General features: G+C 64.3%; 17 protein-coding genes. 5 read left to right on the top strand and 12 right to left on the bottom strand.

Annotated elements, in window-relative coordinates; all coding sequences use genetic code 11:
* The first annotated feature begins 165 nt into the window (after positions 1-165).
* Positions 166-1053 carry a GNAT family N-acetyltransferase gene (locus P9236_RS06855; RefSeq protein ID WP_278073846.1) on the top strand — a complete coding sequence of 296 codons (888 nt, stop codon included), beginning with the start codon at positions 166-168 and terminating at the stop codon, positions 1051-1053.
* 116 nt (positions 1054-1169) lie between these two features.
* Here the strand turns inward: P9236_RS06855 and P9236_RS06850 are convergent, their stop codons facing one another.
* Both P9236_RS06850 and grpE read right to left on the bottom strand, forming a co-directional pair.
* Positions 1170-1802, bottom strand: coding sequence for a trimeric intracellular cation channel family protein (locus tag P9236_RS06850; RefSeq protein WP_278073845.1), 633 nt, complete (start codon positions 1800-1802; stop codon positions 1170-1172).
* A 121-nt stretch (positions 1803-1923) separates the two neighbouring features.
* Positions 1924-2571 (bottom strand): nucleotide exchange factor GrpE, encoded by a 648-nt coding sequence (gene grpE, locus P9236_RS06845; RefSeq protein WP_278073844.1) that lies wholly within the window; start codon positions 2569-2571, stop codon positions 1924-1926.
* Positions 2572-2790: 219 nt separating this feature from the next.
* Here grpE and P9236_RS06840 point away from each other — a divergent pair, with 219 nt between their 5' ends.
* Entirely contained in the window at positions 2791-2991 is a 201-nt protein-coding gene (locus P9236_RS06840) for a hypothetical protein (protein ID WP_278073843.1), read from the top strand.
* A gap of 142 nt (positions 2992-3133) precedes the next feature.
* On the opposite strand, the gene P9236_RS06835 is transcribed toward P9236_RS06840, so the two are convergent.
* From P9236_RS06835 to cysG, 7 genes are all read right to left on the bottom strand, one after another.
* A complete protein-coding gene (locus P9236_RS06835) occupies positions 3134-3754 on the bottom strand; it encodes a DJ-1/PfpI family protein (protein ID WP_278073842.1) in 621 nt (206 codons plus the stop codon).
* A gap of 196 nt (positions 3755-3950) precedes the next feature.
* Positions 3951-5558: a GMC family oxidoreductase N-terminal domain-containing protein gene (locus P9236_RS06830; RefSeq protein WP_278073841.1), complete on the bottom strand. Its 1608-nt coding sequence runs from the start codon at positions 5556-5558 to the stop codon at positions 3951-3953.
* A 78-nt stretch (positions 5559-5636) separates the two neighbouring features.
* Positions 5637-6170: a DUF934 domain-containing protein gene (locus P9236_RS06825; RefSeq protein WP_278073840.1), complete on the bottom strand. Its 534-nt coding sequence runs from the start codon at positions 6168-6170 to the stop codon at positions 5637-5639.
* A gap of 171 nt (positions 6171-6341) precedes the next feature.
* Positions 6342-7106 (bottom strand): phosphoadenylyl-sulfate reductase, encoded by a 765-nt coding sequence (locus P9236_RS06820; protein ID WP_278073839.1) that lies wholly within the window; start codon positions 7104-7106, stop codon positions 6342-6344.
* On the bottom strand, positions 7081-8751 hold the full coding sequence (locus tag P9236_RS06815) for a nitrite/sulfite reductase (RefSeq protein ID WP_278073838.1): 1671 nt from the start codon (positions 8749-8751) through the stop codon (positions 7081-7083). Before P9236_RS06815 ends, P9236_RS06820 begins: the two co-directional genes overlap by 26 nt.
* Positions 8752-8794: 43 nt before the next feature.
* A complete protein-coding gene (locus tag P9236_RS06810) occupies positions 8795-9100 on the bottom strand; it encodes a DUF2849 domain-containing protein (RefSeq protein ID WP_278073837.1) in 306 nt (101 codons plus the stop codon).
* Positions 9097-10593, bottom strand: a complete 1497-nt coding sequence (gene cysG / locus P9236_RS06805; RefSeq protein WP_278073836.1) for a siroheme synthase CysG — start codon at positions 10591-10593, stop codon at positions 9097-9099. Before cysG ends, P9236_RS06810 begins: the two co-directional genes overlap by 4 nt.
* Positions 10594-11024: 431 nt before the next feature.
* Between cysG and P9236_RS06800 the strand changes: the two genes are divergently transcribed.
* A complete protein-coding gene (locus P9236_RS06800; RefSeq protein WP_278073835.1) occupies positions 11025-11462 on the top strand; it encodes a host attachment family protein in 438 nt (145 codons plus the stop codon).
* 210 nt (positions 11463-11672) lie between these two features.
* A complete protein-coding gene (gene ybaL, locus P9236_RS06795; RefSeq protein ID WP_278073834.1) occupies positions 11673-13466 on the top strand; it encodes a YbaL family putative K(+) efflux transporter in 1794 nt (597 codons plus the stop codon).
* Between the two features lie 3 nt (positions 13467-13469).
* Here ybaL and P9236_RS06790 read toward each other — a convergent pair whose 3' ends face one another.
* Complete coding sequence (locus P9236_RS06790) at positions 13470-14276, bottom strand: helix-turn-helix transcriptional regulator (protein WP_278073833.1); 807 nt, start codon at positions 14274-14276, stop codon at positions 13470-13472.
* 111 nt (positions 14277-14387) lie between these two features.
* On the opposite strand from P9236_RS06790, the gene P9236_RS06785 reads away from it, so the two are divergent.
* Positions 14388-15308 carry a zinc-binding dehydrogenase gene (locus P9236_RS06785; protein ID WP_278073832.1) on the top strand — a complete coding sequence of 307 codons (921 nt, stop codon included), beginning with the start codon at positions 14388-14390 and terminating at the stop codon, positions 15306-15308.
* 6 nt (positions 15309-15314) lie between these two features.
* Here P9236_RS06785 and P9236_RS06780 read toward each other — a convergent pair whose 3' ends face one another.
* The gene (locus P9236_RS06780; RefSeq protein ID WP_278073831.1) at positions 15315-16064 is read right to left on the bottom strand and encodes an SDR family oxidoreductase; all 750 of its coding nucleotides are present in this window, start codon (positions 16062-16064) and stop codon (positions 15315-15317) included.
* A gap of 89 nt (positions 16065-16153) precedes the next feature.
* Positions 16154-16492, bottom strand: coding sequence for a hypothetical protein (locus tag P9236_RS06775; RefSeq protein WP_278073830.1), 339 nt, complete (start codon positions 16490-16492; stop codon positions 16154-16156).
* Position 16493: the final 1 nt, after the last annotated feature.

Below are 16493 nucleotides of genomic sequence, written 5' to 3'. Positions count from 1 at the left end.
AACGCCTTGGAATGCTTGGCTTTGGTGGCAATAAGATAGCCGGTTGAGGGTATTGCCCAGCCGACGAAGTATTGCCGGGCTCGCCGTATCACGGTACTGTCACAATCCTGTTGCACCTACACCGTATCCCCGTGCCAAGAGGGATGGCTCGAAGGAGAATCACTCGTGCATACAGTCATGCCTGAATGCGACACTCGGCCGAACGCCAGCGGCGCCTTGCTCGCCGCGCGTACTGTCGATGCTGTCGCAAGCGGCGCACCGCTGGGCCGGATCGGCAACCTTGAAGTGCGGCTCGCCCGCAACGAGGCCGAGATCGCCGCCGCCCAGGAAGTGCGCTACCGGGTATTTTATGACGAGCTTGGCGCAAGGAAGGATCTGTTCCAGGCGCAGGACCGGCGCGATGCCGACCGTTTCGACCCGCTCTGCGACCATCTTCTGGTTTTCGACACCGCGCTTCCCGGTCCCGAGCATCGCCGCATCGTCGGCACCTACCGCCTGCTGCGGCAGGAGATCGCCACGGCCGCTGGCGGCTTCTATTCCGAAGGCGAGTTCGAACTGACCAAGCTGGTGGCGCGCCATCCGGGCCAGCGCTTCCTCGAGCTCGGCCGCTCCTGCGTGCTGCCGGAATACCGTTCCAAGCGGACCATCGAGGCGCTCTGGCAAGGCATCTGGGCCTATATCAACCACTACGGAATCGGCGTGATGACCGGTTGCGCGTCCTTCCATGGCATAGTGCCGGCGGCGCATGCGGAGGCGCTCACCTATCTCGCCCACCACTGCCGCACCGATCAGGCCTGGGACGTTCGGGCGGTGGCCGGCCGCTACTGCTCGATGGACCTGATGCCGATCGAGGCTGTCAACGCCAAGGCCGCGATCGCCGCCATGCCGCCGCTGGTGAAAGGTTACCTGCGCGTCGGCGCCCGCATCGGCGACGGCTGCGTCATCGACCACGAGTTTTCGACGGTCGATGTTTTCGTCGTCATGCCGGTCAAGGAAATCGGCGCCCGCTACGTCAACTACTATGGCGGTGAAGGCCAGCGCTTCGCGGCGTAACGAGTGAATGGTAAATAGTGAATGGTGAATGGTAGGAAGTAGCGGGCTGCGACGGCACTGAGGCTTTCTATTCACTATTCACTATTCACTATTAACTATTCACCATTCACCACTCCTCACGGAATATCCTCCGGCCTCCGGCCGGGCCGGCTTTTGTACGCAGGAAACGACCAGCCGAATTTGAGCGCACCGCCGCGCACCAGGAAGGCGGCCGCGAAGCCGAGCAGGCTGGACGGCAAGGCCGGCAGTCCGGCAAGGTCGCCGAGCGTGAAGAGCGCGGCGCCGGCAAGCGCCGCCGTGACATAGATTTCGGGCCTCAGCAGCACGGAAGGCTCCCCGGCAAGCAGGTCGCGCAATATGCCGCCGAAGGTCGCGGTGAGCACTCCGGTGATCACGGACACGACCGGCGAGCCGGTGATTGCCAGGCCCTTTGCGGCCCCCATCACCGCGAAGGCGGCAAGCCCGATCGCATCGAGCCAGAGCAGCAGCTTGTAGCGGGATTCGACGCGGTGGGCGCTGAAGAAGACAAGCACCGCCACCAAGGCGCAGATCAGCACATAACCGCTATTGGCGACCCAGAACACCGGCAGGTTGAGGATGACGTCGCGCAGCGTCCCGCCGCCGATGCCGGTGACGCTCGCCAGGAACAGGAAACCGATGATGTCGAGCTCCTTTCGCGACGCGGCAAGCGCGCCCGTCGCCGCGAAGACCGCGACGCCGGCATAGTCGAGCAGCTCGATGGGATTCATGAGGGTAAGGGAGTAAAGCAGTAAGGGAGTAGGTGAGTAGGGACTATAAATAGCATAAGCCGCATCAAATGTACGGCCGCCATTCCTACTCCCTTACTGCCCTACTCCCTTACTCCCCTAATCACGCATCCTTCTCGGCCTGCTCGTTCACCGGGCCCGGCTCGACCTTCGCCTCGGCGGCCGTCTTCGGTCCGCCCTTGGAGACGCCGACCATCGCGGGCCGCAGCACCCGATCGCCGATCGAATAGCCGGGTTGCACCACCTGGACGACGGTGCCGGCCGGAACGTCGGCGTTGGGCACCTCGAACATCGCCTGGTGGAAGTTCGGGTCGAACTTCTCGCCTTCCGGCGCGAGCTTCTTCACGCCGTGCCGCTCGAGCGCCGCCAGCATGGCGCGCTCGGTGAGGTCGACTCCCTCGATCAGCGCCTTGAAGCCGGCGTCGCCTCCGGCCTTTGCCTCGGCCGGAATGGCATCCAGCGCGCGGCGCAGATTGTCCGAGACCGACAGCATGTCGCGCGCGAAATTGGCGACCGCGTAAGTGCGCGCGTCATGCACGTCGCGCGCGGTGCGGCGCCGCAGGTTCTCCATTTCGGCCGCTGCGCGCAGCGCGCGGTCCTTCAGTTCCTCGTTTTCCTTCAGCAGCCGCACAAGCGCCTCATAGTCGCCGTCGACGCCGCCTTCCGCACGTTCGCCGGAAGCTTTGGCGCCGGAAGTCTGGTTGGCTTCGATTTCCTCGGGCGCGCGTTCGTCTTTTGCCTGGTCGCTCATCGCCGTTTCCCGTAATTCGGATTGGTTTGGATTTGCGCCCGATATCGAGGTTTAAGGGTCAAAAATCAAGGGGCAAGCACCGGCTGCCGCCCTCCTCGGGCCGTTCGAAATTAATTCAAACTTTACCGTACCGGGCGTCTTCGCTTGCCCTTGGGGACAGGTACGGGAACCATTGCCGGGCTGGAGGAGTTTCGAAGCCGACACAGGATTTTTGGGATCATGAAGGGCAACAACGGCGACAGGCGCGCCAGGCTCGCCAACGATATCAGGCGGCAAGTCGGCACGGAAGCAACGAAGCGCTTTCTGCGCACGCTGCCGGTATTTCGCCTGGAAAAAGAGGTGCCAAAGCGGCTTACGGACCTGCTCGACCGCTTGGACGGGGCGGAAGCGGATAAGGCGGGCGGCGCGCGGCGTCACTAGGGCAATTCCAGGAAAACGGTCTTCCCGTCCGGAATTGCGTCAAAACAAAGGGACAGAGCGATTCGCCGTTTCCGTGAAACGGTGAACCGCTCCAGACGCATGCCGCCCTTCGTGAAGTTCCACGGCGTAGGGCGCGGAAGGGCTACGCTGCCTTGCGCTCGTCGCGCATCAGCGCTTCACCATGACGTATCTCGGTGCCCAGCACCTTCAGGCACTCCCGCATGAAGGCGGCAAGCCCCGGCCATCCCTTGCCCGACACGAGATTGCCGTCGACATGGGCGCCAGTCGGCGGCACGTCGATATAGATGCCGCCGGCAAGGGTCACTTCCGGCTCACAGTACTGCAGCGCTGCGACTTCCTTGCCGCGCACCACGCCGTCGACCGCGATCAGGATCTGCACGCCGTGGCAGATGGTGAAGATCGGCTTGCCTGTCTCGTGGAAATGCTTGACCAGCGCCTGCACGCGCTTGTCGATGCGGATATATTCCGGCCCGCGCCCACCCGCCGCGTAGACAGCATCGTAGTCCGCGGGATTCACCTCGGCGAAGGTCTTGTTGAGGATGTAGTCGTGGCCGAGCTTTTCGGTATAGGTCTGGTGGCCCTCGAAGTCATGCAGTGAGGTCTTCAGCACGTCGCCGGCCTTCTTGTCCGGGCAGACGACATGGACGGTGTGACCGACCGCGTGCATGGCCTGTTCAAAGACGAAAATCTCGTATTCCTCGCTGAACTCGCCAACGAGCATCAATATCTTCTTGCCTGCCATGCCGTTTCCTCCTTTTGCTGGCTATTTATTTCGGAGCGCGAAATAATAAGCGTATCCTAAGGGCAAGGCGACGGAAGGGGAAGTGCAAATCGCACAGGTGGTCTGACCAGATGGATTCGATCCTGGCGGCAGGCTGGCAGACTCGGCTCAACCGAGGCGGAATCGAACGACCTGGTCAGACCAAGCAGGCAACGGTTCAGGCGGCTGCCCGGATAATGTCCGAGGCTTTCTCTGCGATCATGATCGTCGGCGCGTTGGTGTTGCCGCCGATCAAGGTCGGCATCACCGAGGCATCGACCACGCGCAGCCCCTCGAGCCCGCGAACTTTGAGCTTCGGGTCGACGACGGCCATATCGTCGATGCCCATCTTGCAGGTGCCGACTGGGTGGTAGATCGTGTCGGCGCGCGCCCTGATATGCGCCATCAGTTCGGCATCGCCGGAAGCGCCGGCGGTGTAGATTTCCTTGGCGCGATATTTCGCCAGTGCCGGCGCCTCCAATATGGCGCGCATCATCCGCGCGCCTTTGAGCAGAAGGTCTGCATCGCGCTCGTCCTCCAGGAAGCGCGGGTCGATGCGCGGCGGCGCCAGCGGGTCGGTGCTCGATAACCCTACCGCGCCGCGCGAATAGGGTCTCAGCACGCAGACATGGCAGGAAAAGCCGTAGCCCATATGCAGCTTGCGGCCATGGTCGTCGACGATGGCGATGCAGAAATGCAATTGCAGGTCTGGACGCTCGATCGCCGGATCGGATTTGAGAAAGGCGCCGGCTTCGGCATAGGGCGTGGCGATCATGCCTGTGCCATCCTTGCGCCAGCGCAGCATGTGCCTGATCAAGCCCGGCACGCCGCGCAGTCCGATGCCCATCAGGTCCGTCTCCCGCGATTTCCAGGCCAGGATGAAATCGAGATGGTCCTGCAGGTTCCGACCGACGCCGGGCAGCTCGTGGACGAGCGGAATGCCGTGCGCCGCGAGCTCGACCGCCGGACCGATGCCGGAAAGCATAAGCAGTTGCGGCGAGCCGAACGCCCCGCCGCAAAGGATGACCTCGCGCTTGGCTTCCGCCACGGCTTCGTCCTTGCCGATGCGATAGCGAACGCCTTTGGCGCGCTTGCCGTCGAGCACCACGCCCGTCGCATGCGCGCCGGTGACGACGGTGAGATTGCGCCGGCCGGTCGCCGGATGGAGATAGGCGGCGGCGGCCGAGCAGCGTTCGCCATTGCGGCGCTCACCCCAAAACTGCGTCACCTGATAGAGCCCTGCCCCTTCCTGGTCCGGGCCGTTGAAGTCGTCGTTGCGCCTGATCTGGTTTTCACAGCAAGCCTCGACAAAGGCCCTGGAGATAGGGCGCGGCTCCTGCTGCTCCGCCACCCTGAGCGGCCCATCGCCGCCGTGCAGCGGATCGGAGCCACGCTGGTTGCCCTCGGCGCGCCGGAAATAAGGCAGCACCTCGTCCCACGACCAGCCGTCGCAGCCAAGGTCGGCCCATTCGTCATAGTCGCGGCGGTTGCCCCGCGTGTAGAGCATGGCGTTGATGGCGCTGCAGCCGCCCAGGGCCTTGCCGCGCGGCTGATAGCCCCTGCGGCCGTCGAGAGCCTCTTGCGGCACCGTCTGGAAGGCCCAGTTGTTGATCTTCGGCCGGCCCGGCAGCAGCGCGATGATGCCGGCCGGAGCGCGGATCAGCAGGTCCTTGCCGTCGCCTCCCGCTTCGAGCAGGCAGACCGTCTTCGATGGATCCTCGGAAAGCCTGGCCGCAAGCGTGCAACCGGCGGACCCGCCGCCGGCGATCACATAGTCGTAACGCATGGTTCCCTCCCCGGCGGATATTTCCGTCCGTTCTTAGAGAGAAGACTTGCACGAAGACCTTGTAAAGATGCCGCTGCGTCAGCCTGGGCGTTTGCGCCGCCAGGAATATTTCGGCCCCTTGGCTTCCGGCTCCACCGCCGGCTGGTAGTAGACCGGCAGGCCGCCGGTGCGCCCCTCCTCCAGACGCTTCAAGAGCACCGGATTGGAAACCTCGAACTCGTCGAAGCCGAGCCGCAGCATATGCGGCAGCTGATCGACCAGCACCTGGCCCGTGGCGCGGACCGCGCCCTTGAAATTGTGGCGGCTGCGCAGCAGCTCGCCCTTGGAGAAGGAGCGGCCGTCGTTGAAGGCCGGAAAGGCCAGCGCCACCAGCGACAGCTGATCGAGCAGGCCGACGATCTTGTCGAGTTCGTCCCCGGGCAGCAACAGCACGCCGATGCGCTCCTTGGCCGACTTGCGGGTCTCGTCATCGAGCGCCAGGAAAGCCTGCAGCGGCAGGATGAAGCGGCCATTGCCGGCAAGCGCCTCGGCGCTTTCGGCGTGGGTCCAGTCGTCCTCGCGAAAACCCTTCGGGGTCCAGAGGCGAGTTTCCGATTTGGTCGGTTCAGTCATCAAGCAATTCCTAAAACTCAAAGAACGCCTAGGGTGTGTTGAGATTCAGGTCAGGCCGAGTCGAAAACGGCGACTTCCGAGAACCGGAGCGGAGCGTACTAAAGTACGTGAGCACCGGAAGCGCAGGAAACCGCCGTTTGCAGGCCGGCCTCACCTGAATATCAACATAGCCTAAAGGGATGCGTCGGTCAGCGACTTCTCCAGTCCCGACAAGTGGATGCCGCACTCGGTCTTGGCGTGACCTGCCCAGCGACCGCTGCGCGCGTCCTCGCCAGGCTGCACCGGCTGCGTGCAGGGGAAGCAGCCGATCGAGAGATAGCCATAGGCGACAAGCGGATTTTCGCGCAGCGCATGCGCGCGCATATAGTCGGCCTGGTCCGACGTCGTCCAATGCGCCAGTGGGTTGACGCGGATGCGCGAGCCGACCGCCTCGAAGACGGGGAGCGCCGCGCGCGTCGAAGCCTGGAAGCGCTTTCGCCCGGTGAACCAGGCGCGGAACGGCTCGACGCCGCGCGCCAACGGCTCGACCTTGCGCACGTTGCAGCAGGAGTCGGTATCGGTTTCATGCAGCCTGCCGGTCGGATCGACGCGCTCGAGCGCTGCTTCATTCGGTTTGATCACCCTGACATCGGTCAGGCCGAAATCGGCGACCAGCGCGTCGCGATAGCCCAGCGTTTCCTCGAAGTGCTTGCCGGTATCGAGAAAGATCACCGGCAACGAGCGGTCGATCTTGGCGATCATATGCAGGAGCACCGCTGAATCCGCACCGAAGGACGACACGGCGGCGACCTCGCCGCGGAAGAATTCACGCGCCGAGCGTTCGATGATCTCGATCGGCTTCAGATGGCCGAGCAGCGCGTCGAGCCCGGCCGCTTCCGCGGCGACACCGGCCTCGACGCCGCCCGTCCGATCAAGCGGCCTTGGTTTCGCCAGCATAGAGCGCCTCCTTGAACGGCGCGGGACCGACACGGCGGTAGGCGTCGATAAAACGTTCGTCGGGACTGAGCCGAAGGCCGAGATAGGTTTCGACGATCTGCTCGATGGCATCGGTGATCTCTTCCGATGAAAAGCCGCGGCCGATGATCTCGCCGACCGACGTGTTCTCGTCGGCCGAGCCGCCGAGCGTCACCTGGTAGAGCTCGGTGCCCTTCTTCTCGACGCCGAGAATGCCGATGTGGCCGACATGGTGGTGGCCGCAGGCATTGATGCAGCCGGAGATCTTCAGCTTCAATTCGCCGATCTCGCGCTGCCGCTCCAGCGAGGCGAAGCGGCGAGAAATCTCCTGCGCCACCGGAATGGAACGCGCCGTGGCCAGCGAGCAATAATCGAGGCCGGGGCAGGAGATGATGTCGCTGATCAGGTTGGAATTGGCCGTCGCCAGGCCGATCTCGACCAGCGCGTCATAGACCGCCTTGAGGTCGGCGCGCGCCACATGCGGCAGGATGAGGTTCTGCTCGTGGCTGACGCGCAGCTCGTCGAAGGCATATTTCTCGGCGATGTCGGCAACGGCTTCCATCTGGCTATCGCTGGCGTCGCCGGGAACCTCGCCGATACCCTTGAGCGAGATCGTCACCGCCGCATAGTCGGGGTGGCGATGCGTCACGACATTCTGGTCGAGCCATTCCGAGAAACTCTTGGAATCGAGCCGCGCCTGCTTCACCTGCGCGTCGCCTTCCGGCCGGTCCGGCAATGCCGGCGGCGCGAAATAGGCGTTGATCGCCTGGATATCGGCATCCGGCAGCTTCAGCTCGGCGTCCTTGAGTTCCCGCCATTCGGCCTCGACCTGGCGGGTGATCTCCTCGACGCCAGTTTCGTGGACGAGGATCTTGATGCGCGCCTTGAACTTGTTGTCGCGGCGGCCATAGAGGTTATAAACGCGCAGGATCGCCGTGCAGTAGGACAACAGCTCGGCTTCCGGCAGGAAGTCGCGGATCTTCTTGGCCACCATCGGCGTGCGGCCCTGGCCGCCGCCGACATAGACGGCAAAGCCAAGCTCGCCGGCAGCATTCTTCTTCAGGTGCAGGCCGATGTCGTGCGTCTGAATGGCGGCGCGGTCGCGCTCGGCGCCGGTCACCGCGATCTTGAACTTGCGCGGCAGATACGAGAACTCCGGATGCACCGAAGACCATTGGCGCAGGATTTCCGCATACGGACGCGGGTCGGCGACCTCGTCGGCGGCGGCACCTGCGAAGTGGTCCGCGGTGACGTTGCGGATGCAGTTGCCGCTGGTCTGGATGGCATGCATCTCGACGCTCGCCAGATCGGCGAGGATCGCCGGAACATCGGACAGCGCCGGCCAGTTGAACTGGATGTTCTGCCGTGTGGTGAAATGGCCGTAGCCCTTGTCGTATTTTCGGGCGATATGGCCGAGCATGCGCAACTGCCGGCTGTTCAGCGTGCCATAGGGCACGGCGATGCGCAGCATATAGGCATGCAGCTGCAGATAGACGCCGTTCATGAGCCTGAGCGGCCGGAACTGCTCCTCGGTGATCTCGCCGGCAAGCCGGCGCTGCACCTGGTCGCTGAACTCGGCGACCCTGGCGCGAACGAAATCTTGGTCGAACTCGTCGTAACGGTACATGCTTCGTCTTCCGGGGCGCGTCCGCCCGCTCTTTCCTTGAAACTTATGCCGCCCGGGCCGGTGCCGGGGACGCCTGCTTGCCGATATCGGTGCGGATGGTTGGACCCGCGGCGCGGATCTTCTCGCGCAGCCGCACCGGCTCGACCAATCCATTGACCACGGCGACATCGATGATGTTGACGTCGACCACTTCGTTGTTGGCGGCCGCCGCGGCGCCGATCGCCTCCAGCCTGTCCTCAGCCACCTTGTCGTGGGCGATGTCGGCATGGCCGACTGTCTCCGCCCAGCCGCCATCGGCGTACCAGACGGCGATGCCGTCGGAGAGCCTGTTCGCGGTCAGAACCTTCATTGCCGTACTCCTTCGGCCACCGTACTGTCGGCGGCCTCTTCATGCCCTGTGTCTTCGCGCCCTGTGTCTTGGTGCCCTGTGTCTTGGTGCTTGTGTGTCGTGAGCGGCTCGGATTGCTCGAAATTGGCGCCGGCGACCGCGTCGCCGATGATCGTCATGACCGGACCGATGAGATCGGCGCGCGCTTCGAGCGACGGCAGGTCGGCCAGCGTGCCGTGGAAGCGGCGGCGGTTGCCGAGGCTTGCATTCTCGACGACGGCGACGGCAGTGTCCGGCGACAGTCCCGCTTCGATCAGACGGCCGGCAACTTCGGCAGCGACCGAGCGGCCCATATAGACGGCGACGGTGGCGCCGGAGATGGCGAGCTTGGCCCAGTCGGGCAGCGAGTTGCCCTTGAGGTCGTGTCCGGTGGTGAACACCATCGAGGAGGTCACGCCGCGCAGCGTCAGCGGCAGTTCGAAATCGGCGGCTGCGGCGAAGGCGGCGGTGACGCCCGGAACCACCTCATAGGCGATGCCGGCCTCGCGCAGCGCCGCCATCTCCTCGCCCGCCCGGCCGAACACCAGCGGATCGCCGGATTTCAGCCGCACCACGCGCTTGCCGGCGCGGCCGAGCTCGATGAGCAGTGCATTGATCTCTTCCTGGCTCTTGGAGTGGCAGCCCTTGCGCTTGCCGACGGGCAGGCGCTCGGCGTCGCGGCGGCCCATCGCGACGATCGCCTCCGGCACCAGCGCATCGTAGACGATCGCGTCGGCTTCCATCAGCAGGCGATGGGCACGCAGCGTCAAGAGATCCTCCGCGCCCGGACCCGCGCCAACCAGCGCGATATGGCCAGCCGCCAACTCGTTCGAAGCCAGAAGATCGAGCGCCGAATCATGCGCCCTGGCGAATTCTCCGGCCTCGACAGCCTTGGCCGGAGCGCCGGCGAAGAAGTCGCTCCAGAAGCGACGGCGGCGATTGCCTTTCGGCAACCGCTCGGCGGCGGCGCGGAACGAAGCCGCCAGGGCGGCCAGCCGGCCGAGCGACGGCGACAGCATGCGGTCGATGCGCACGCGCAGCAGCTGCGCGAGCACCGGGCCGGCGCCCTCGGTGCCGATGGCGATCGCAACCGGCGCCCGGTTGACCAGCGCCGGCGTAAAGAAATCGCAGAGTTCCGGCCGGTCCACGGCGTTGACCGGGATGCCCAGCCGGCGCGCATCTTCGGCGACCCTGCGGTCGAGCGCCTCGTCGCCGCTGGCGGCAAACACCATGGCCGCCCGTTCGAGCTGCGCGGCGTCATAGGCGGCATTTACATGGACGGCGCCGGCTGTTGCGATGAAATTCAGAAGTTCGGGATCGGCATCGTCCGCGATGATGCGCAGCGCCGCGCTCGACTGCGCGAGCAGCCTGGCCTTGGCAAGCGCCCCCTCGCCGTTGCCGACGATAGCCACGGCTTCGCCGTCGACCCGCAGGAAGACGGGGAAGGCGTTGAGCTTGGCATTGGCTGGCGACATGGGCGACAACGATTAAGAGGACAGTCTGGCAGTTTTATGCGGACGCGGCAAAAACCAGAAGGCAAGCACTCGCGCATCCCATGATGGCAGGCAATCGCTTTTTCGCAGCCGCGAAAGGCAGGAGAAAAAAATTCTACGCCGGAGCTTGAGGTTTCCAGACACCCCGCTTGCGGCCATTGATCCAGCATGATTTTTAGCGCCGTCCCCTCAGCGCGGCAAAACGGTTTTTTCTAATTTCTACTAAGTTAGTAGATTAAAGCCGTGCCCTCACCGGCGACCGGTTGTTGCACTTTGCAAGAGATGATCGCGGTCGTCGTCCTTGGCTGGAACAATCACACTCGGCGGCACGTTTGGCTAGCGATCCCATCCCGCCGACAGGCCGCGCTTTGAACCTGATCGGCATATCTGGAAGCTGACAAGGAGGAGCGCCGATGAGCATCAAGCTGAAACGGGGTCTTTGGGTTATCGTGGCTGACGGCGAGAAGGCGCTTTTCCTCCGCAACGAAGGCGACACCAAATATCCGGACCTGCAGGTCGTGCAAGAGATGGAGCAGGAAAATCCGGCCACGCGGGAGCAAGGCACCGACAAACCGGGCCGATACGCCGAAGGACCGCGCAGCGCGATCGAGGAAACCGACTGGCATCGCTTGGGAAAGGAACGTTTTGCCGACGATATTGCCGACCGGCTCTACAAGCTTGCGCACCGGGGTCAGTTCGAAGAGATCGTGCTGATTGCGCCGCCGCGGGTGCTAGGCGAAATGCGGCAGAAGCTGCACAAGGAAGTCTGCGAAAAAGTTCAGGCCGAAATCCCCAAGACGCTGACCAACCATACCATCTTCGAGATAGAGGGTCTGCTCCTGGCGGCCTGAAACGCCGCATGGCGAGAGTACATCGAGCGCTCGATGCCGCGGTCTGCCGACAGCGGCCGAGTGCCTTTCTTTTTTCGGAACCCGCCCCGGCGCCGATTTCTGCCCGGCCATGGTTGCATCATCGCCGCGCTCTCCACCATATTGCGAAGGGCGACGGCCTCGGCGGCGCTTATCCGACATCATAAATTTCCGAAAGGCGCTCCATAGACAATGTCGCATGACACGCCCCTTATCGCCACCATCGTCGCCGGTTTGGGGCTTGCTTTCGTCTTCGGAGCGTTGGCCAACCGTTTCCGCATCCCGCCGCTGGTCGGCTATCTGATAGCCGGCGTCCTGGTCGGCCCGAACACGCCGGGGTTCGTTGCCGACGCCGGCCTCGCCAACGAGCTCGCCGAGATCGGCGTCATCCTCTTGATGTTCGGCGTCGGCCTGCATTTCTCGCTGAAGGACCTTTTGTCGGTCCGCGCGATCGCCGTGCCCGGCGCCGTCGTGCAGATCGGCTTTGCCACGCAGCTTGGCGCCGGCCTCGCCTGGCTGCTCGGCTGGTCCCTGGGCGCCGGCCTGGTCTTCGGCCTCGCTCTATCCGTCGCCTCGACCGTGGTGCTGCTGCGCGCCATGCAGGAACGGCGACTGATCGAGACCGGGCGCGGCCGCATCGCAGTCGGCTGGCTGATCGTCGAGGATCTGGCCATGGTGCTGGCGCTGGTGCTGCTGCCGGCGCTGGCCGGCGTGCTCGGCGGCCAGCCGCAGGCGGACGACCACTCGAGCCTGCTGTCGCTGCCTGCCAGCTACGGCATCTGGGGCGTGGTCGGCATGACGCTCGCCAAGGTCGCCGCTTTCGTCGTCGTCATGCTGGTCGTCGGCCGCAGGGTCATCCCGTGGATCCTGCATTATGTCGCCCATACCGGCTCGCGCGAGCTGTTCTGGCTCTCGGTGCTCGCCATTGCGCTCGGCGTCGCCTTCGGCGCGGCGAAACTGTTCGGCGTCTCGCTGGCGCTCGGCGCCTTCTTCGCCGGCATGATTATGAATGAATCCGAGCTCAGCCACCGTGCCGCGGAAGAATCCCTGCCGCTGCGCGACGCGTTCTCGGTGCTGTTCTTCGTCTCGGTCGGCATGCTGTTCGATCCGTTGAGCCTGGTCAGCAACGGCCTTCCGATTCTCGCCACGCTTGCCATCATCGTCATCGGCAAGTCGCTCGCCGCCTTCGTTATCGTCATTGCCTTCCGCTATCCGATCGCGACGGCGCTGATGATTTCGGCCAGCCTCGCCCAAATCGGCGAATTCTCCTTCATCCTGGCCGAGCTCGGCGTCGGGCTGAAGCTGCTGCCCGATCGGGGCCGCGACCTGATCCTTGCCGGCGCCATCCTGTCGATCCTGCTCAACCCGCTGATGTTTCTCGCCGTCGACCGAATGAAGCCATGGCTGGAAAGGCGCGCCGGCGCGGCCACGCCGGAGGAAGGGCCGATCGGCCCGGCGACGGAGCCGGGTCAGGTGGCTTCGGCGCCGGCGACTTCGGAGAAAGAGGACGGCCCGCCCCCCAAGTCGACGCTGACCGGCCATTCCATCCTGATCGGCTATGGCCGCGTCGGCAGCCTTGTTGGGGCCGCGCTGAAAGAGGCAGCCCTGCCCTTCCTGGTCATCGAGGATGCCGACAAGACGCTGGCGAAGCTGAAGGCCGACAGCATCGAGACGGTGGCCGGCAATGCCGCCAACACGGAGGTCTTTTCCGCCGCCAATCCGGAGGGCGCCAAGCGGCTGATCCTTGCCATCCCGAATGCCTTCGAGGCCGGGCAGGTCGTGCTTCGGGCCCGCGCCGCCAATCCGGCGATCAACATCATTGCCCGTGCCCATTCCGATGCCGAGCTCGAGCACCTGAAAGGGCTCGGCGCCGACACGGTGATCATGGGCGAACGCGAGATCGCGCGCGGCATCGTCGAGGTAGTCACCGGCAAGACCGCCGATCCGGCTGAGCCTGCCTGGGGGATCAAACCGCAGCCGGCTTGAGTATCAGGCGAGGAACGCCGATCCGCCGTTTTGCGCGATGTCGCCGAGATATTTCGCCGGCGGCTTGCCGAGCGCCTTCTTGAACATGGTGATGAAGGCGGTGACCGATTCATAGCCGAGGTCGCCCGACACCTGCTGCACGCTCATACCGGAAGCCAGCCCTCGTATTGCGACGATCAAGTGCAATTGCTGGCGCCAGCGGCCGAAGGTCAGCCCTGTCTCCTTCACCACCAGACGCGCGAGACTGCTCTCGCTGAGCGCGACGCGACCGGCCCATTCCGCCAGCGTGCTGCGGTCGGCGGGATCGTTCGCCAATGTTTCGGCGATCCGCCGCAGCCGCGGTTCGGCCGAGATCGGCAGGTGCAATTGCTGCACGGGCATGCGTGGCAGCTCGGCCAGCAAAATCTCTCCCAGGAAACCGCATCTTGCATCGTCCGGCGAACAGTTCGACAGTTCGACGATCAGTTCGCGCAGCAGCGGCGAGATCGACAGCGTGCAGCAGCGGTCCGGCAGGTCGGCGGCTCCGGGCTCGATATAAACGAAGAAAATCCGGGCATTGGCGGTTGCGATATTGCTGTGCTTCATGCCGCCCGGAATCCACACGCCGCAATGCGGCGGCACCATCCACAGACCGCTGGGCACGCGGCAGGTGACACCGCCTCCCAGCGCGAAGACGAGTTGCCCTTTGCGGTGCCAGTGCTCGGGCACTTCGGCCCGAGTCTCGGTCACATCGACGCGCACGGCGATCGCCGGCGCGAGCACGTCGTCGACATCGAAGTCCAGCCAGGGCCAGCGGAGCGGCTGTCTCATTGAATGTTTTTAGCGATCATTTGGTTCTATATCTAAATTTTTCAGTCACGAAAGTCGATAGGCTCGAGCCCATAATCGTCGCGACCAAAACTCCAATTCCAACGGTGGCCCATGCTTGCCCTTGCTATCTCTTCAGACAGCCCCAACCGGCTGAAACTCACCGAGACCGACGAGCCAAACTGCAATGCGCATGAAGCATTAGTGGCTCTTCATGCAACATCGTTGAACCGTGGCGAACTGCGCCTGCTCGCCATACGCCCCGATGGCTGGATACCTGGCCAGGATATCGTCGGGATTGTCGAGCGCGCTGCGGCCGACGGCTCCGGGCCAGCCGTGGGCACCCGGGTTGCGGCTTTGGTCGACGAGGCCGGCTGGGCCGAACGCGTCGCCGTTCCAACCGACCGCCTCGCCGTCCTGCCGGATGGCGCCAGCTTCGCGTCCGCAGCCACGCTTCCGGTGGCGGGGACGACGGCGCTACGGACTTTGCGCCATGGCGGCGATCTGGCCGGCCAGCAGGTCCTGATCACCGGTGCAAGCGGCGCTGTCGGTCGTTTCCAGATCCAGATCGCCCGCGAGCAGGGCGCGCGCGTGACCGCGGTCGCCGCTTCCCAGTATGACGAGGATCTGCGTGGCTTGGGAGCCGAGCAAGTCGTCGAGTCGATCGCGCTGGCCGAGGGACCGTTTTCGCTGATCACCGAGTCGGTCGGCGGCAAAAGCCTCGCGCACGCGATCGAGCGCGTCGCGCCCGGCGGGACCATCGTCATGTTCGGTTCGAGCAGCGGTGAACTGACGCCCGTCGGTTTCCGCCAGTTCGTTCCGGGTCACGAGGGAGCGAGACTTCAGACTTTCGCTTATTACACTTCCGGTGAAGGGATCGGCGCCGACATCGCCTTGCTGCTTGGCTTGGTCGAGGCCGGCCGGCTGGAAACCCGCGTAGCCTTGACCGTGCCGTGGACCGAGATCGGCCAGGCGCTCGACGCGCTGCGACAGCGCAGCTTCAGCGGCAAGGCCGTTCTCACCATAAGCAGATGAAACTGCTCACACGTGCTGGCCGCCGTTGATGTGGATCTCCGAGCCGGTCACGTAGGACGCCTGGCCCGAACACAGGAAGAAGATGATATCGGCCACCTCCGAGGTGGCGCCGAGACGGCGCATCGGGATCGTCTCGACGATCTTGTCGGTGCCGGGCGACAGGATGGCGGTGTCGATCTCGCCCGGCGCGATCGCGTTGACGCGGATGCCGTGCGGGCCGAAGTCGTGCGCCATCTCGCGGGTCAGCGAGCCAAGCGCCGCCTTCGACGTCGCGTAGGCCGTGCCGGCGAATGGATGCACCCGCGTGCCGGCGATCGAGGTGACGTTGACGATCGAACCCTTGGCAGCGGCCAATTCCTTGAACAGGCCGCGCGCCAGCATGATCGGCGCGAAGAAATTGACCTGGAACACGTCGCGCCAGACATGCATCGGCGTCTCGATCGAGTTCATCCGGCCGCCGTCCTTCAGCTTCGGCGAGATGCCGGCATTGTTGACCAGCGCATGCAATTGCCCGCCATGCGCCTCCAGCCGGTGACGGATTTCCGAGACGGCGATGCCGACATCCTCCTGGTCGGCGAGATCGACCTTGATGTGGTCCTCAGGGCCGGCCGGCCATGGACAATCCTCGGCGAAGGCCTGGCGCGAGCAGGTGATGACGCGCCAGCCTTCGCGCGAGAAGCGCTTCACCGTCGCATGGCCGATGCCGCGGCTGGCGCCGGTGAGCACGATGGTTTTTCTGCTGTCGATTTCGGCCATGTCGCGGTCTCCGGCGCGTGATCTAGCCGAATATGGTTACAATGGCGAGAGGCCGCTAGGAGATCGCAAGATCGGCCGGCAATTGCCATTCAATAGCAAGTCGGGCACGCCGCGCGCAGGCCGAGATTGAGAAGAAAAACCAGACCCGACAACGTCCAGAGCACCGCTAGAAAAGTTCCCCGCGACCGTCTGGCTACGCGTGCAATGCCCCAGGCCAACCCATAAGGCAATAGAAACCCCAGGATGACGGAGCCGTATATTGCCCCGACTCTTTCCTGATCGAGGTATCGAGGATCGGGGTAATAGAGATATGGCAGGTGTCGAATGGCCACCACACTGACCGTCATCCCGGCCAGCAAGAGCCACTGCCACGTGCTTAGACGCTTGTATTCTTTCCCATCATTCGACTCGGCCGGTTCGCCTGCCATT

The organism is Mesorhizobium sp. WSM4884 (assembly GCF_029625675.1).
Classification (GTDB): Bacteria; Pseudomonadota; Alphaproteobacteria; order Rhizobiales; family Rhizobiaceae; genus Mesorhizobium.
This window is presented reverse-complemented; position numbering and strand designations above follow the sequence as displayed.

What these genes read in the sequence shown, in the direction of transcription:
- P9236_RS06850 (WP_278073845.1), bottom strand. Translation starts at nt 1,802, where the DNA reads ATGAATCCCATCGAGCTGCTCGACTATGCCGGCGTCGCGGTCTTCGCG.
- grpE (WP_278073844.1), bottom strand. Translation starts at nt 2,571, where the DNA reads ATGAGCGACCAGGCAAAAGACGAACGCGCGCCCGAGGAAATCGAAGCC.
- P9236_RS06840 (WP_278073843.1), top strand. Translation starts at nt 2,791, where the DNA reads ATGAAGGGCAACAACGGCGACAGGCGCGCCAGGCTCGCCAACGATATC.
- P9236_RS06835 (WP_278073842.1), bottom strand. Translation starts at nt 3,754, where the DNA reads ATGGCAGGCAAGAAGATATTGATGCTCGTTGGCGAGTTCAGCGAGGAA.
- P9236_RS06830 (WP_278073841.1), bottom strand. Translation starts at nt 5,558, where the DNA reads ATGCGTTACGACTATGTGATCGCCGGCGGCGGGTCCGCCGGTTGCACG.
- P9236_RS06825 (WP_278073840.1), bottom strand. Translation starts at nt 6,170, where the DNA reads ATGACTGAACCGACCAAATCGGAAACTCGCCTCTGGACCCCGAAGGGT.
- P9236_RS06820 (WP_278073839.1), bottom strand. Translation starts at nt 7,106, where the DNA reads ATGCTGGCGAAACCAAGGCCGCTTGATCGGACGGGCGGCGTCGAGGCC.
- P9236_RS06815 (WP_278073838.1), bottom strand. Translation starts at nt 8,751, where the DNA reads ATGTACCGTTACGACGAGTTCGACCAAGATTTCGTTCGCGCCAGGGTC.
- P9236_RS06810 (WP_278073837.1), bottom strand. Translation starts at nt 9,100, where the DNA reads ATGAAGGTTCTGACCGCGAACAGGCTCTCCGACGGCATCGCCGTCTGG.
- cysG (WP_278073836.1), bottom strand. Translation starts at nt 10,593, where the DNA reads ATGTCGCCAGCCAATGCCAAGCTCAACGCCTTCCCCGTCTTCCTGCGG.
- P9236_RS06800 (WP_278073835.1), top strand. Translation starts at nt 11,025, where the DNA reads ATGAGCATCAAGCTGAAACGGGGTCTTTGGGTTATCGTGGCTGACGGC.
- ybaL (WP_278073834.1), top strand. Translation starts at nt 11,673, where the DNA reads ATGTCGCATGACACGCCCCTTATCGCCACCATCGTCGCCGGTTTGGGG.
- P9236_RS06790 (WP_278073833.1), bottom strand. Translation starts at nt 14,276, where the DNA reads ATGAGACAGCCGCTCCGCTGGCCCTGGCTGGACTTCGATGTCGACGAC.
- P9236_RS06785 (WP_278073832.1), top strand. Translation starts at nt 14,388, where the DNA reads ATGCTTGCCCTTGCTATCTCTTCAGACAGCCCCAACCGGCTGAAACTC.
- P9236_RS06780 (WP_278073831.1), bottom strand. Translation starts at nt 16,064, where the DNA reads ATGGCCGAAATCGACAGCAGAAAAACCATCGTGCTCACCGGCGCCAGC.
- P9236_RS06775 (WP_278073830.1), bottom strand. Translation starts at nt 16,492, where the DNA reads ATGGCAGGCGAACCGGCCGAGTCGAATGATGGGAAAGAATACAAGCGT.